The 15,230-nt window shown below is 37.5% G+C and carries 15 protein-coding genes; 13 read left to right on the forward strand and 2 right to left on the reverse strand.

Features of this window, described 5'->3' with window-relative positions:
• The first annotated feature begins 23 nt into the window (after positions 1 to 23).
• Together BMX40_RS07090 and BMX40_RS07095 are read left to right on the forward strand one after the other, a co-directional pair.
• Positions 24 to 932, forward strand: coding sequence for a DMT family transporter (locus tag BMX40_RS07090; protein WP_090868279.1), 909 nt, complete (start codon positions 24 to 26; stop codon positions 930 to 932).
• A gap of 78 nt (positions 933 to 1,010) precedes the next feature.
• Positions 1,011 to 2,312 (forward strand): hypothetical protein, encoded by a 1,302-nt coding sequence (locus BMX40_RS07095; RefSeq protein WP_090868281.1) that lies wholly within the window; start codon positions 1,011 to 1,013, stop codon positions 2,310 to 2,312.
• Positions 2,313 to 2,355: 43 nt separating this feature from the next.
• Here BMX40_RS07095 and BMX40_RS07100 read toward each other — a convergent pair whose 3' ends face one another.
• Positions 2,356 to 3,690 carry a short-chain fatty acid transporter gene (locus BMX40_RS07100; protein ID WP_090868283.1) on the reverse strand — a complete coding sequence of 445 codons (1,335 nt, stop codon included), beginning with the start codon at positions 3,688 to 3,690 and terminating at the stop codon, positions 2,356 to 2,358.
• 632 nt (positions 3,691 to 4,322) lie between these two features.
• On the opposite strand from BMX40_RS07100, the gene BMX40_RS07105 reads away from it, so the two are divergent.
• Positions 4,323 to 5,399, forward strand: a complete 1,077-nt coding sequence (locus tag BMX40_RS07105; RefSeq protein ID WP_090868285.1) for a serine hydrolase domain-containing protein — start codon at positions 4,323 to 4,325, stop codon at positions 5,397 to 5,399.
• Positions 5,400 to 5,456: 57 nt separating this feature from the next.
• Entirely contained in the window at positions 5,457 to 6,020 is a 564-nt protein-coding gene (locus BMX40_RS07110) for a Uma2 family endonuclease (protein ID WP_090868287.1), read from the forward strand.
• Between the two features lie 34 nt (positions 6,021 to 6,054).
• Here BMX40_RS07110 and BMX40_RS07115 read toward each other — a convergent pair whose 3' ends face one another.
• On the reverse strand, positions 6,055 to 6,525 hold the full coding sequence (locus tag BMX40_RS07115) for a hypothetical protein (protein ID WP_090868289.1): 471 nt from the start codon (positions 6,523 to 6,525) through the stop codon (positions 6,055 to 6,057).
• 268 nt (positions 6,526 to 6,793) lie between these two features.
• Here BMX40_RS07115 and BMX40_RS07120 point away from each other — a divergent pair, with 268 nt between their 5' ends.
• From BMX40_RS07120 to hag, 9 genes are all read left to right on the forward strand, one after another.
• Positions 6,794 to 7,030: a hypothetical protein gene (locus BMX40_RS07120; protein WP_090868291.1), complete on the forward strand. Its 237-nt coding sequence runs from the start codon at positions 6,794 to 6,796 to the stop codon at positions 7,028 to 7,030.
• A gap of 126 nt (positions 7,031 to 7,156) precedes the next feature.
• Positions 7,157 to 7,696 (forward strand): GNAT family N-acetyltransferase, encoded by a 540-nt coding sequence (locus BMX40_RS07125; protein WP_090868293.1) that lies wholly within the window; start codon positions 7,157 to 7,159, stop codon positions 7,694 to 7,696.
• 755 nt (positions 7,697 to 8,451) lie between these two features.
• Positions 8,452 to 8,601: a hypothetical protein gene (locus tag BMX40_RS20160; RefSeq protein WP_170840698.1), complete on the forward strand. Its 150-nt coding sequence runs from the start codon at positions 8,452 to 8,454 to the stop codon at positions 8,599 to 8,601.
• Between the two features lie 37 nt (positions 8,602 to 8,638).
• A complete protein-coding gene (locus BMX40_RS07130) occupies positions 8,639 to 9,001 on the forward strand; it encodes a DEAD/DEAH box helicase (protein ID WP_090868295.1) in 363 nt (120 codons plus the stop codon).
• Between the two features lie 123 nt (positions 9,002 to 9,124).
• Positions 9,125 to 9,232, forward strand: coding sequence for a putative holin-like toxin (locus BMX40_RS20650; RefSeq protein ID WP_244513411.1), 108 nt, complete (start codon positions 9,125 to 9,127; stop codon positions 9,230 to 9,232).
• 655 nt (positions 9,233 to 9,887) lie between these two features.
• Complete coding sequence (gene putP / locus BMX40_RS07135; protein ID WP_090868297.1) at positions 9,888 to 11,387, forward strand: sodium/proline symporter PutP; 1,500 nt, start codon at positions 9,888 to 9,890, stop codon at positions 11,385 to 11,387.
• A gap of 73 nt (positions 11,388 to 11,460) precedes the next feature.
• Positions 11,461 to 12,417, forward strand: coding sequence for an agmatinase family protein (locus BMX40_RS07140; protein ID WP_090868299.1), 957 nt, complete (start codon positions 11,461 to 11,463; stop codon positions 12,415 to 12,417).
• 447 nt (positions 12,418 to 12,864) lie between these two features.
• On the forward strand, positions 12,865 to 13,860 hold the full coding sequence (locus tag BMX40_RS07145) for a hypothetical protein (protein WP_090868301.1): 996 nt from the start codon (positions 12,865 to 12,867) through the stop codon (positions 13,858 to 13,860).
• Between the two features lie 226 nt (positions 13,861 to 14,086).
• Positions 14,087 to 14,965 carry a flagellin Hag gene (hag, locus tag BMX40_RS07150; RefSeq protein WP_090868302.1) on the forward strand — a complete coding sequence of 293 codons (879 nt, stop codon included), beginning with the start codon at positions 14,087 to 14,089 and terminating at the stop codon, positions 14,963 to 14,965.
• Positions 14,966 to 15,230: the final 265 nt, after the last annotated feature.

The raw sequence follows: 15,230 nt of genomic DNA on the forward strand, positions 1-15,230 counted from the left end.
AAGCAATAAGGTAGGTTTAACAAATGAAGAAATTATTACATAACACAAAGCTCCTCAACTGGCTCCTCATACTTATAATCACCCTCATTTGGGGGATCGCCTGGGTATACATGAAAGCTTCCTTAGCGTACATGGGGCCATTTACATTCTCTGCCTTCCGCTTTGGAACCGGAGCTATTGCATTACTCTTAATCGTAATTTTCATGAAAATGCAGCTCCCACCCAAGGAGAAATGGGGGCACATTGTTGTGGTAGGTATCTTACAAACAACAATCGTTTTTCTACTTGTAATGTATGGCTTACGCTTCGTTGATGCAGGGAAATCTTCTATTATATTATATACGATGCCGATTTGGAGTAGTTTTCTAGCTGTTAAATTTCTAGGAGAAAAGATTACGAGGAATAAGCTGGTTGGACTTCTTGTCGGTATGCTCGGTCTCCTCTTAATTATTGGCTGGGATTTCTTTCAAGCACAAAATGTAGACATGATTATCGGCGAAGCATTCATTGTAATTGCAGCCATCTCATGGGGCGCATCGAATGTGTATTACCGACTGAAATTAGATGGACTTCCTAAATTACAGGTGTCTGCATTTCAAATGCTATTTGGAACAATTGGCATTATTGCAGCTGCTGTTATTATGGAATGGGGGGATCCAGTTCAGCTCCAAGCCGAGAGCATCTTTTATATTTTATTTACAGGGGTATTAGCTTCTGCACTTTGTTTTACCGTATGGTTCGTGTTACTGAGTAAAATTGATATGGTCACTGCGACACTTTCAACGTTGTTAGTACCAGTGTTTGGAATGTTTTTCAGTTGGATAATTCTAGACGAGGCAATCACGTGGAGTATTATTTATGGTTCGATTCTAATATTTATGGGGATAGCCATCACCCAAGTTTCGGGTAGAAAAAAGGAGCGGGGACAATGAACCTGTCCCCGCGTCCCTTCACTTTACTGGTCAGGTAACCGATATTAATAAAGATCACAAAAACTTGGAGATGATTTTTTGCATAGAACAGGTATTTATTTCGGTTTGTTTATACTACTATTTCTTGGTGCGTGCGATAGTTCCCCGCCATACAAAGTGGAAGAAAATGAGGATGTTTCGGAGGAAGAAAAGGCTACACCAAAGGATCCATCCCCTTTACGTGAGGAACTAGCTATAGAGGGATTGACACTTGGAAGTAGCTATGATGAAGTAGTTGAAGTACTAGGGGAGCCAAGAAGTCTGGAAACTGGTCGTGCTGAAGATTTAACGCTGATGGATTACGAAAATCATCATATCGTGTTGCGAGATGACGAAATAGTAGGGCTGAAGGATGAAAGGAAATCGGCAAAAACTTCGTCTGGTGTTGCAACTGGAGACTCTGTTAATGATTTATTGGGAAAATACACTTATACCAAACAAACAGCTGATGAAGCATTCTACATGTACGATGACGAGTTAATCATTGTGTTTTTAGCGGATGGAACAAATAAGATCTATAGTATGGAACTACACGAGAAGGATACTTATTTGTCATTAGTAGAGATGACAATGGATGAGTTATTAGTAAGATCAGAAATCTTTGAAACACCGCTGACGCCTTCAACTGCGAGTGAAAACGCTGATGAAGGATTATCAGAAAATGGTTCTGAGATACAATCGGATTCTACCAATACGGAACAAGAAAGCAAAGACAGAATTAGTGAACAGGGAAACGATACGGATGCTGAGAAGGAAGTATCCACGGATGATATAGAGGACAATGGGAACACGGATGGAATAGAAGATCCAGGAAATACAGGACAAGAAGAAAAAGTAGAAAGTTCAGATGACGATTACGATCCATTTCAAAAACAACATGAAGTTGCAGCGTTTAGTAAGACCGTTAATATTGGTGATCGTGAGGAAGTGGTACGCGATTACATGGGGGAAGGAAATATCGATGCGCGGAACGAATCGATCACTATTTACGCTTCTCCACCAATAAAGTTTGTTGCTGAAGACGGAGTAATTAAATTTATCAGTTGGGGCAGAAGTGGATCGTTTGAAGATTGGGAAACGAAAGAAGGTATCGGAAGACGGTCAACATTGGAACAGGCTGAAAAGGCTTATGAAGGCTTCGATTATAAATTATTATATAGAGAGGGGCTTGATCTGCCATCCTTTATGCAAATTGATGATGGGGAAGACGTATTAATGTTAGAGTTTTCTAGTGGTAGGGTGAGTTATATTTTCCGCTGTATGCCAGAAATGCTAGACTCGTTATACGTTAGAAATTCAACCTTCTATAATCCGAATCAATTAAAAGAAAGCCCATTTTAATAGACGTTAGGTACCTAGGGGGTGCCTAACGTCTATCTTTTTATTAAAAGAATAATAACCCAATCGATATTGGTATAAAGCTAAAGAACAACACCATTACACAGAATCCCATGATGTCTTTTACTTTAAGCCCAGCGATAGCAAGTAATGGCAATGCCCAGAATGGCTGGATCATATTTGTCCAAGCATCTCCCCAAGCAACAGCCATTGCTGTTTTGGCAGTTGAAACATCGAGGTCGATTGCGGCTGGAATCATGATTGGACCTTGAATCGCCCATTGTCCACCACCAGATGGAACGAAGAAATTGACAATTCCTGCGCTTATAAAGCTGAATAGTGGCAACGTGAATTCAGTTGAAATATTTACAAACCATAATGACATTTGCTCCGAAAGCCCCGAAGTGACCATCATCCCCATAATACCTGCGTAAAATGGAAATTGAATAATAATTCCACCTGCATTTTTCACAGCATCTGTGACACTGTTTAGGAAGCGGCGCGGCGTGCGGTGGAAAATAATTCCTAAGAATAAGAAGATAAAGTTCACAATGTTAATATTCAAATCAAATCCGTTTTGTACAAAATGATAGATGATAAACACCAAACCAAGTATTCCGATGATTAACGATAGGATTTGGCTATTTTCCAAACGGTCTGCAGGCGTCATTTCTTCTTTCGGCGTTTCTACAGTCTCTTCCACTTGGTTCGCTTGTAAATTAAGTAGTTCAGGGTCAATCTTTCCAGTACCTTGAGTAGAATTCATTAATAAACGATTTAGCAATGGTAGTGTAATCAGAAGCGTACCAACGATAAACAGGTTAAACCCACTAAAAAGTGTCTCAGTGATTGGAACAATACCAAGCATGTCTTCTAAAAAGTGCCCTTCTGTCGCAATGGTCAGTGGAACAGAACCAGAAAGTCCACCATGCCAAAGTAAGAAAGCACTGTACGCACTAGCCATGAGCAGGCGGTAATCCACTGATGGGATACGTTTGGCAACATGGATCGCCAGCAATGCACCAACTACCAACCCAAACCCATAATTAATTAAACAAGCAATCGCAGCAACAAAAGTTACCAGTACAATAGCCTGTCCAGGAGTTTTCGCTAGTTTACTAATTTTACCTAATATATTTTTAACAATCGGGCTGTTGGCTAAAATATATCCTGTCACCACAATGAGTGACATCTGCATAGCAAATTCTAATAGATTCCAGAATCCGCCACCCCAATACTCAACCATCTGAACTGGAGAACTGTTTGTAAAGAATACCCCTAATAGAAAAACGATAATCGTTAAAAGAATCGCAAACAAAAATGCATCTGGTAAATACCTTCGAACCATCCGATCGAAGAACCCAGCAATACTGCTTAACATATTATTCCTCCTTCATGTACTAGCTTACTTATACTTATTCTTAATAGTCATAATTATTCGAAAATGAGGTGGGTAAATTTAAGTATGCACGAAGACTATTTTAGCTTTAATTGGAGGAATGTGCAATTTGAAAATGGATTTGGGAATGAGAGGCGCAGGATGTGGGAGGGGCTGGGGGTATCGGAGGGGATTCCATTAATTTGGCATATTCCACTTATGAGCTATTTCCACCCTTTTATGAGCAAAACTCCAGATTTATGAGCGAAATCTCTTGGTTTATGAGCGAATCTAGAAATATATGAGCGTTTTTTTGAATATATGAGCTTTTACTAGAATAGTAGTACAAGAGAAAGCAAAAAAGTTCGCTACTTGGTCAAAGGGAAGGAGTATTTGCTATGTAGGAAGTGGGCACGCTGGGGTTTTAAAAATAGACAAAAATTTGACGTATCCCACTTATGAGCTATTTCCACCCTTTTATGAGCGAAACTCCGGATTTATGAGCAAAACTCCAGATTTATGAGCGAATCTAGAAATATATGAGCGCATTTTCGAATATATGAGCTTTCACTAGAATAGTAGTACAAGAGGAAGCAAAAAAGTTCGCTGTTTGGTCAAGGGAAGGAGTATTTGCCATGGTAAATGAGAAATTCCAGTTGCTGGAGAGCCAATTTCGGAAGATGGTTCAAAACGACAAAAATATTCGTAATGCATATTTGTTGGTACACTCGGAAAATCAAGGGCTCCATGTCAATCTGGCAGAAGGTAATACAGGCGAGATGAAGGCTACATCAAACCAAGCCTTTTTCGGAGCGAGTATTGGGAAGATGTTTACCGCTGTTATTGTTGCGATGCTGGTGGAAAAAGGAAAGATTTCTTATGAGGATAATATTACCCAATACTTGGATGGGGAGATAGTAAAAGATTTACACGTTTACAATGGAACCGATTATACGGGTGAAATACAAGTGAAACATTTGCTGAACCATACGTCCGGGATCCATGACTATTTTGAAGACAAGCCAAAGCAAGGAAAGCCGATGTTAGACCATTTACTCGAGGAACCAAGTCATTTTTGGACACCAAAAGAAACCATCCAATGGTCCAAGGAAAATTTAGAATCCCATTTTGCACCCGGAGATGGTTTTCATTATTCGGATACCGGTTATCATTTATTAGGATTAATCATTGAGCGAGTGACATCAATGGCATTCCATCGTGCCTTGATAGAATATATTTTCGAACCACTGAACATGCAGCATTCCTATTTACTTCATTATTCAGATCCGGTGATAAAAAATGAATTCCCTCCTGCAGACGTCTATATAAAGGATACGAATGTCATCAGCTATCCCAGCTTAGGAATTGATTATGCCGGTGGAGGAATTGTTGCACCAGCAAAGGACTTATTGAAGTTCATGAAGGCAGTAAAAAATCATGAGCTTATCTCTAAGGAATCATTTGAGGCGATGCACGATTGGGCGAAGTTTGCCCCCGGTATCGATTATGGGTATGGGATTATGAAATTTACACCCACCCCAGTTGTGTTACCGAAGAAATATGCCATGTGGGGAAATGCAGGTATCACGGGGAGTTTTATGTTTTACCATCCAGAACTGGAAACGTACATTATTGGAAGTCTGAACAACTTTCTTTATCACAGGAAGGGCGTTAAGTTGGTGTTTAAGGTGATTGATGGGTTGATGAAATAATAGGAAATGGACCTAGTGTGATAAAATATATGAAAATAAACTAGGGAGCAAATGTCTATGAGCGATTCACAAGAGCGAAAAATCAGCCTTGAAGAATTTTATAGAATGAGAGAAGAAACCAATCAATTATTGGAGTATGTTGATGGTGTTGTTTTCATGTCACCATCTCCATCAACGGCACATCAGAGAATATCTGGTAAACTTCATGCGGAACTATTCAATTATTTGGAAGGGAAAGAATGTGAAGTTTTCTCTGCACCTTATGATATTCAATTACATCGTGATGATTTGAATGAAGATTTGATATTCATCCCAGACATATCTGTTATATGTGACAAAAAAGGATTTCAAGATAGTAAGTATGTTGGAGTACCTGCTTTGATCATGGAAATTCTAAGTCCATCCAATCAAAGCCATGATTTAGTTGTTAAAATGGAAGCTTTTATGAAATATGGAGTAAAGGAATACTGGATCATCAATCCAATGTTAGAGGTTATTCAAATATATAACTTAAATGATTCAGGTGTATATGAACAAACAGAAGTAATGAAGGAAAAAGGAACCATTCAATCCAAAGTTTTAGAAGGGTTTGAAGTTAAATTAGGGGATGTGTTTACGTAGGGGGAATCGGTTAATTGATTCCTCCTATTTGCATCTAAAAAGGAAGTTCGTCGTCATCTATATCTATGCGAAATGGTTTAGAATCAGATTTGGACGTTACATCATGCTCTTCTTCCCATTCCTCCCAAGTTATACCATATGGGGCTCCACCAGGTGTGTGGCCAGCAATAAATGCAAATGTCTCATCGCTTTCCTCATAGAAAAAGTCCTTTATTGCTTGTTCCCGTTTTTGTTTCTTTACAGCGTTTCGTTTTTTGGCTAGTTGTTGCTTTTGAATCTCGGCATGTTTCAGTTTTTGCTTATAAACATCATCAAATGTATAGCCAAGCATTTCTAGTTCTATAACTGCACAAAGTCTATTTACTGCAAAGTGCTTGCTATACCCATTTACAAGACTTTTCCCAGTATATTTCGGAATCCAATGTTCTGCTGCTTGAAGCCGTCTGGGACGATTCATTCGTTTTTGTCTTGGCGTATTAGATTTGTTTTTCTTGCGTTTCCCCATAAATAAAACCTCCACAAAACTCAGAATAACGTCAAATAAGACTGAGTTCAATTCGTTTGATTCTTTCATGTATTGGTTAGATTGTATAATAGATCTATAATTTCTTATAAAATGAGAGGATACGTATGGAAAAGATGGAAGAGCTTCAAAGAAATATTTTTCAAACAAAGTAGAAAAAATTAATTTTTCATTTTGACAGGCTTCTCTCCCTAAGCCCGTTCAGGCTATAAATTCTCTAGTGAAAATTTTTAAGATGGGAGTGGTTTCTATGAAAAGACTTCTTAGCTGGATTAAAGCAATTGAGTTAAACCTATTATTTTTCACCTTCGTTTTAGAACGTCCAAATACATCTGAAACCATCACTAGGGAGCCTGTAAAAGTGTCAAAATACAATATGTTTTTAGTTAAATGCCATATGCATATTCAATTAAAATGTTATACTTATTGTAATAGTTTGATTGGTTGTCAAAAAGAACTGTATGCCGCAATCGGGCCATTTCGTTGAATACTAACAGGCTAGAAATAAAACGAGTGCAATTGTTAAATTAGGCGGCAACCTTTCTGCTAACGGGTCAGGATACTTGAATAACAAAGGGCGAATAATAGAATTTTTCGGAAGTAGGGAAGAAAAATGATTGAATTAAGAAAAATTACCCACGATAATTTTGAGGCAGTGTTGAAGTTAAGCATAACAGACGAGCAGAAAGGAAATGTGGATTCCAGCATATATTGTTTGGCTAAAGCCTATGTAAAGATACTCAACGACGAAAAACCTCCTATGATCTTCGCTATATGCAACAATGATGAAGTCATAGGATATGTCGATATTGGATTTTACGAACTGGCGGAAGGTTCACTTTTATGTGAAAAATATGGAGATAAATCTACTTATGGACTTAATCGCTTTATGATTGATAAAAAGCATCAAGGCAAAGGATTTGGCAAACAAGCAATGATGAAAGTTATTGATTACATAAAGTCGTTTCCACAAGGAAAAGCCGATGCAGTTGCTACATCATATTGGATGGTAAACGAAGCCGTCCGGAAGTTGTTTGCGTCTGTTGGTTTCGTTGAAACAGGAGCGATATGGGACGGACAAACAGGGGGTAATTGGAATGCAGAAAGAAAAGATATAGAGTATGCAGAAGTAGGTGCCAGACTCGGATTATAAAGCTAACAATTTGAATAGTGCATCGTACAGTATAAGACCAACTATGCCAAGTCAATAGCAAAAATGCAAAAAGAAAGCACAACATTAGCCGTGCAAAAAAGTGCACGCTTCCGCGAACCGTAATGTAGAGCAGTTTACTTCAATAACAATCTTCAGCAATCGGGCGCGATTGTGGAACATCAAAAGCCTAATTCCCCGCCAAAAACAGGAAAGAATTAGGCTTTTTATTCTATATTATTGGAACGCCTAAATATATCTAAAACATTGATAGGGAGCCTGTAAAAGTGAATAAACTCAGGATTCCTTCAAAAACCTCCTCCGATAAATTTTCGTAACTACTCACTAAAGAATTTAAGTCAATTGGCTTTCTCAATACATTCACCTACACCTTAAATATTTTAGTAACTTTTCATTATCTACAGTATAATTTATCATCAAGAGATTGGAAGTCTCTTATACTTCTATCTTTATTGGTACATATAAATATCTTTTTATTTTCAGTTAAAGTTAAGTATAAATATACAATTATATGTATAAAGAATGCGACCAATTTAAAGTTATTTATTAATTATTAACTTTATCGGAAGTCAATAATTAAGATAACCTTGATATATGAGGATACGTTATATTTCTAACCCAATTTTTAAGTAGGATAATCAGGATATAAAATAACTGCAAAAGATCAAGCTAAGGTTCGTCCATTTAAGCATATTTTAGTACCACGAAATACATCATTTACTACGAAGCAAGAAACGATGCAATCGATAAACAGTGAACTTATCTTAGATGAAAAAAGGAATAAAATGATCTTTGATGATGTACTACGTGAGCTTGATAAAGGTGCTTCACCAATTATTTTAACGGAAAGAATTGAGCATATTAAAATGTTAGAGAATATGTTTTAAAGGCTTTGCCAAAAATGTCATTGTATTAACTGGGGGAATGGGAAAGAAGGAAGAGAAAGAAAAAATAGAAAAGCTCGAGGAAATCCCAAGAAACCAAGAACTATTAGTTATTGCGACTGGAAAATATATTGGAGAAGGGTTTGATTATGCACGGCTAGATACGATGTTTTTAACAATGCCAATATCCTGGAAGGGAACATTGCAACAATATATAGGAAGGATCCATCGACTATACGAGGGAAAAGAGATTGTTAAAGTATATGATTATGTAGACGACCGTGTAGAAATGTTAAACAACATGTATAAAAAAAGGAAGAATGGCTATCAAACGTTAGGATATAATTTGCAAAACTCTGAGTCTGAAAATGACGATAATACAGAACAGATGAAACTCTTTTAGTTTGAGGGGAACGCTTGTTCTTTTTCGCTGTTCATTATAGAAGTGAAATGATATAATTTAAATAACAACTACATATCCGTGGTGGGCGGTTGACCAACTCCCCAAAGTAGGGAGGTGGTAACGATGACGACATATGAAGCATTAAGTTTACTTGCTCAGTTCAGTTTAACATTAGTAACAACACTAACACTTATTGTATCTGTCGTCGTATTTCTAAACAAAAGAAAGTAACCGCCTACCAGACCAATGGAAATGACGGTTACTTCCTTGTTGTTTATACATTTTATTCTAGTGGTCAACCGCACCAATGCGGTTGTAGTTGTATTATCCCGGATGGTTGGCGCCATTCGGGATAATTTATCTATATATATTATAGTACATTGTTGACTTTTTATTCAAGTATATGTTTCATCCAAATTATCTATTGTCGTCCTCATAAATAAAAAGTAACCGCCCCCATTCGGCAAGTGGACAAGCGGTTACTTCTCTGACCCAACATCTTCATTGTAGCCGACCGCACATGCGGTGTGTGATTGCTACTACCGGGTGGTTCGCGCCACTCGGTATTATTTATTATATCTAAATTATAAGATAAATATGATACGCTTTCAAGTTTTTATCCATTTCCCATTTCCATACCTACCTCTTTCGTCGCCCAATCACCTCTCTACACCCAAAAATAAAATCATATTCTCTCCACCCCTCTCATATGCCTAACATATGGACAGGAATTTCGTCCTAGGTGTCAACCGAAAAAATGTTTAGGGGGAGTTTGGATGTTATATGCCTTAACGGGTTGGACATGGTTTTGGTTCTTTGTCCCAATGCCACTATTAGTGGTGTGGGCGATCATTACGTTTTACACGGAGAGGAGGAATGAGGACGAATGAATGCAACATTAATTACCTTCATATTATATTTAGCCCTAATGATTACGATTGGAATTATTACGTACCGGATGACGAATACCTTATCGGATTATGTTCTAGGTGGACGAAAACTAAATAGCTGGGTTAGTGCATTTTCTGCATCTGCGAGTGACTTTAGTGGCTGGCTGTTGATTGGGTTACCAGGTGCAGCGTATGCCGCTGGTCTTGGAACATGGAGTTTATGGATTGCCGTTGGTTTGGCAATTGGTGCGATGATCAATTGGCAGTTCGTTGCCAAACGTCTGCGTATTTACACGGAATACACAAATGATTCCATTACGTTACCACAGTTTTTTGAAAATCGTTTTCGCGATAACTCCCACTTGCTTCGGGTCGTTTCTGCTGCTTTCATACTGGCGTTCTTCCTTTTCTATACCGCATCAGGGCTCGTTGCGGGAGCAAAATTATTCCAAGGTACCTTTGAAATTGATTACCATATGGCACTGGTTGTTGGGGCAATCATTATTGTTGCCTACACATTCTTAGGTGGATTTTTAGCCGTTAGTTATACCGACTTCATCCAAGGTGCGTTGATGTCAGCTGCGTTATTATTCACATCTGTGTATGGATTGTTTCAAATTGGTGGATTTGGGGAATTGTTTAATCAACTCGCCTCTATAGATGGAAGCTTGATCGATGCATTTGCTGATACATCCTATGATCAAGCTGCTGGGGTTCTCTGGGAATCTGCCGGAGCGATTGGTGCTGTTGGGATTATCTCCGCATTAGCATGGGGTCTAGGTTATTTCGGACAGCCTCACATATTAGCACGTTTCATGGCAATTCGCTCCCATAAGGAAGTCCGAAAAGCACGTTTAATCAGTGTTACATTAGGACTTGTTATCCCACTTTATGGAGCGCTTATCGTTGGGATGCTCGGGATTGTAAACTTTGATCAACCATTAGCGGATTCGGAGCAAGTATTTATTCAGCTTGTGCAATTCATTTATGATCCGTGGGTTGCTGGCTTCTTATTGGCTGCCGTATTAGCAGCAATTATGAGTACCGTCGATTCGCAGTTACTTGTTTCTTCCAGCGCGTTAACCGAGGATTTCTACCGTAGATATTTCCGGAAAGAGGCAAGTCAAAAAGAGCTCGTTTGGTTCGGACGGTTCGCAGTACTAACGATTGCAATTATTGCACTATTAATTGCTTGGAATGAAACAAGTTCTGTACTTGATCTGGTATCCTACGCATGGGCTGGATTTGGTGCAACCTTTGGACCTGCCATTTTGTTCTCCTTATTTTGGAGAAAAATGTCTCGCAATGGTGCTGTCGCTGGGATTCTTGTTGGCGGTATAACGGTATTCCTTTGGCCATTAACCGGTTCGGCTTTGTATGAAATGGTTCCAGGTTTCATTTTATCTAGCATAGCAATCGTCGTATTTAGTTTAGTAGGAAAGTCACCATCCGAAGAAATTTTAGAAGAGTATGACAAAGTAGCTAAAGTAAAGTAACATAGTAAGTAGGCGGGGCAGCTCTATATTCGCTGCCCTGTAATCATCACAAAAATTCAGAAGGAGTGGAAGTGTGAGTCAAGAAAAAATCTATGGCAATACACCTTGCTTTCTAGGCGGAAAAAAAGTGAGATTACAAGATGGTAGTTTCAAGGACAGTGATGTATTAATTTATGGCGTACCGTGGGAGGGCTCTGTCACATGGGGAGATTACACCGGATGCGAGCTCGGTCCAAAAGCCATTCGCCTAAACTCAGCGCGTTATTCGGGCTACTTACCCGAATTGGATCATATTGATGTTCTCAAGCATTATACGATCGGAGACTTAGGCGATGTCGATGTCGTACCTGCTGACACAAAGGAAACGATGGAACGAATTGAAAACTTTGCAAGCGATGTATGGAAAACAGAAAAATTCCCCGTTGCTTTCGGCGGAGACCACGGCATTACATACCCGATCGTAAAAGCGTTGAGCGAAAAAATAGATGGAAAAGTTGGGATCATTCATTTGGATGCCCATTATGATAATCATCCAGATCATGAGGGAGAACTATATGCCCGAAACACCCCATTCCACCGAATTTATGAAAGTGACAGCGTTCGAAATGAAAGCATTGTACACATGGGCATTCACGGACCACGTAATAAGCCTGAAACTGGAGAATACGCCAAAGAGGTTGGTGCAACAACGATAACCTCACGCGATATTCGATTATCAGGAGACTTGTTGGATACTGCGCGCAAAGCGTATGACATCGCTTCAGAAGGAACCGAAACTGTGTACTTAAGTATTTGTAGTGATGTACTAGACTTCGCCTTCAACCCAGGAGGTCCAGTTGATGGGAATGGATTAACGTCATTTGAATTAGTAGAGCTCGTCCATGAATTTGCGAAGCTTGGCATTTGTGGGATGGATTATGTGGAGGTTTACCCACAGCAGGATGCGAATGATAATTCATCGCATTTTGTTAGTACGGTTGTTTTGTATGCTTTGGCGGGGAATTTGGTGAGGGAATTGGAAGATAGGTAGATAGATTGGTGGGAGACCGCTTTCTGTTTGGGGAGCGGTATTTTTATTATTCTTGATAAGTTGGTGTAGGATCCTAAAGGCAACAATTTCCTATAGAAGAAAATTGTAGTTTATTATATTATTAAATTTTAGGGCATTCATATTTTACTGAGAAAGAGACGGTGGAAGTCCGAAAAATAATAAAAGAGGATTTTAAAAAAATAAGTAACCTTAATGACAAAGTGGTTGACTTATTGAATTTTAAATTTCAAAAAAGCAATCGGTTAAAAATAATTTAATAGTCAAATGAAAGTAATGTATAATTTCCGTTAATAGATGGTGCTTAGAACCAGTATTTAATAGAATAGACATTTATTTGGAGTTGATGTTATAGGATACAAATGAAGTTGGACTTTAGAATTATTTGAGGTGTGTATTTTAAATTTAGTATAGAGAGGAATTTAACATATGGAATTAGGGTTTATTCATATTGGTATGATGAAAACAGCAACGACATATATGCAAAATGTTTGGAAAAGAGATGAAAAATATTGCTTGTCATGGAGAGGTAGCTTTGAATTATTAGAGTCATTAAGAAACTCAGTGGTTAAAGGTGATTACAATGCTAACCTTAAACTCAATATAAAAAGCGATTTGAGTTATAAAGAAGGACAAAAATTTATTTTGAGTAATGAAGGGTTTTCAACTGCATATTTAAATCAAATAAAAAATCAGCACAAAATACCACAGTTCATAGATTCTGCTAGTAGAAATCTTTCCAGGTTAGCAAAAAAGAAGCAAAATTTGTTAATTGTTATTAGAGATCCTATGTCATGGTTAAAGTCTATCCATATACAATCTATTAAAGAAGGTGGAAGTGGAAGCGCAACAAGCTTCATTGAGGATCAATACAACTTTCTGAAACACTCGTTAGATCTTGATTATATTGTGAAGAGTTATGAAAGGTATTTTAATATACTAATTTTACCGTATGAGCTATTTAAAAGTGATGAAAATATGTTTTGGAAAATAATTTCAGAAGCTTTTGAGTTACCTATAGTAGAAGAAAGGATAGAAAATAAAATCAATCCATCATTAGATCCCAAAAGAACATACTTACTTTCTAAGCTAAATGAACAATCACATATGTTAACTGGTACCTTAATAGATTCAAAGGATTATAATCATATTCAAGAGAAAGAACATATAGTAACTAATTATTTAGGAAGTGGAAAATGGATTCATAGAAGGTTCGTTGAATTTGCGAACGATGAAAAAATAAATGAATTATACAATATGATGAATATAGAGTATTATCCAGAGAATTATTTTGATATAAAAATTCCTAGTTATTTAGATGAAGTAATAAAGTCACAATACATCGGTTTTTTAAGAAAAAATAACATATTAACCGAATTTGCAGACCAGTACGAACAAAATCTAAAGGATTATATAATAAGATAAACATCAGGCTACCATAAATGGATTACGAAAAAATATTTTATTTTTTTATAAAAATAGTTAAACATTATTTTTTCTTGCCGATATATAAAGTACATCACCAAGATGTATAAATGTTATGGCCGTAACATACACAACTTTGGTAATAACTCAAAATGAGTTGTTATAGATGCGAGACATAAGGATGTGACTCGCAAATAAAAAAACACTACATGGAGGTAAGAAAATTATGATTATTAATCACAATATTTCAGCATTAAACACTCACCGTCAAATGGGTGCTAACAACAACGCAGTACAAGGATCTTTAGAAAAACTTTCTTCTGGTCTTCGTATCAACAAAGCTGGAGATGACGCTGCTGGTCTAGCAATCTCTGAGAAAATGCGCGGTCAAATCCGTGGATTGGAAATGGCTTCTAAAAACTCTCAAGATGGTATTTCTTTAATTCAAACTGCTGAGGGTGCATTGAATGAAACTCATTCAATTCTACAACGTACACGTGAATTAACAGTGCAAGCTGGTAACATTGGTACACAGGACGGAGACGATCTGCAAGCAATTCAAGATGAGATTGATGAACTAAAAGAAGAGTTAACAGGTATCTCTGATCGTACTGAGTTTAACGGAAAAACATTGCTAAATGGTGAATTTGCAGTTTCTGGTGCTAAAGAAGACGGTCTTGCATTCCAAATTGGAGCTAATGCAGACCAACAATTAAAAATTAATATTGAAAGTATGGCAGCAGAAGATCTTGGAACATCTGGAATGGCTGTTGCAGATATTGATGTTACTGCCTTTGCTGGAATGTCAGGTGCAGATTCATCTGGTGGTTTTAATGATACATTAGCTTCTATTGATAAAGCAATTACTCAAGTGTCAGATCAGCGCTCTCAATTAGGTGCAGTACAGAACCGCCTAGAACACACAATTAACAACCTAGGTGCATCACAAGAAAACTTAACTGCTGCAGAATCACGCATCCGTGATGTTGATATGGCGAAAGAAATGATGAACTTCACTAAGAACAACATCCTTTCTCAAGCATCACAATCAATGTTGGCTCAAGCTAACCAACAACCACAAGGTGTTTTACAGTTATTAAGATAATTTCTATTACAGAAGGGAGATCAATTTTTGATCTCCCTCTTTTTTGAATCTTCTTAAATTCTATCTCTACTTCAATTGTTGAGTTTAAATAATGGTTCTTTGTCAAATATGGGGTAAGGTAATAAATATTTACCCACCCTTTATGAATTTAAACATTTATAAATTATTCCTAGGACAAAGCCATTTAGAATTTCTATTTGCCAATTCTTGAATGTATCTACTGCTTAAATGAAAGCCTATCAAAACCTTTTCCCATTAATTGATG

The sequence above is a fragment of the Oceanobacillus limi genome, assembly GCF_900111445.1.
In the GTDB taxonomy this organism is placed as follows: domain Bacteria; phylum Bacillota; class Bacilli; order Bacillales; family Amphibacillaceae; genus Ornithinibacillus; species Ornithinibacillus limi.

Coding starts and splice junctions, on each gene's coding strand:
- BMX40_RS07090 (WP_090868279.1), top strand. CDS start 24: ATGAAGAAATTATTACATAACACAAAGCTCCTCAACTGGCTCCTCATA.
- BMX40_RS07110 (WP_090868287.1), top strand. CDS start 5,457: ATGAGCGATTCACAAGAGCGAAAAATCAGCCTTGAAGAATTTTATAGA.
- BMX40_RS07100 (WP_090868283.1), bottom strand. CDS start 3,690: ATGTTAAGCAGTATTGCTGGGTTCTTCGATCGGATGGTTCGAAGGTAT.
- BMX40_RS07115 (WP_090868289.1), bottom strand. CDS start 6,525: ATGGGGAAACGCAAGAAAAACAAATCTAATACGCCAAGACAAAAACGA.
- BMX40_RS07145 (WP_090868301.1), top strand. CDS start 12,865: ATGGAATTAGGGTTTATTCATATTGGTATGATGAAAACAGCAACGACA.
- BMX40_RS07105 (WP_090868285.1), top strand. CDS start 4,323: ATGGTAAATGAGAAATTCCAGTTGCTGGAGAGCCAATTTCGGAAGATG.
- BMX40_RS20160 (WP_170840698.1), top strand. CDS start 8,452: ATGCAATCGATAAACAGTGAACTTATCTTAGATGAAAAAAGGAATAAA.
- putP (WP_090868297.1), top strand. CDS start 9,888: ATGAATGCAACATTAATTACCTTCATATTATATTTAGCCCTAATGATT.
- hag (WP_090868302.1), top strand. CDS start 14,087: ATGATTATTAATCACAATATTTCAGCATTAAACACTCACCGTCAAATG.
- BMX40_RS07120 (WP_090868291.1), top strand. CDS start 6,794: ATGAAAAGACTTCTTAGCTGGATTAAAGCAATTGAGTTAAACCTATTA.
- BMX40_RS07125 (WP_090868293.1), top strand. CDS start 7,157: ATGATTGAATTAAGAAAAATTACCCACGATAATTTTGAGGCAGTGTTG.
- BMX40_RS07130 (WP_090868295.1), top strand. CDS start 8,639: ATGGGAAAGAAGGAAGAGAAAGAAAAAATAGAAAAGCTCGAGGAAATC.
- BMX40_RS20650 (WP_244513411.1), top strand. CDS start 9,125: ATGACGACATATGAAGCATTAAGTTTACTTGCTCAGTTCAGTTTAACA.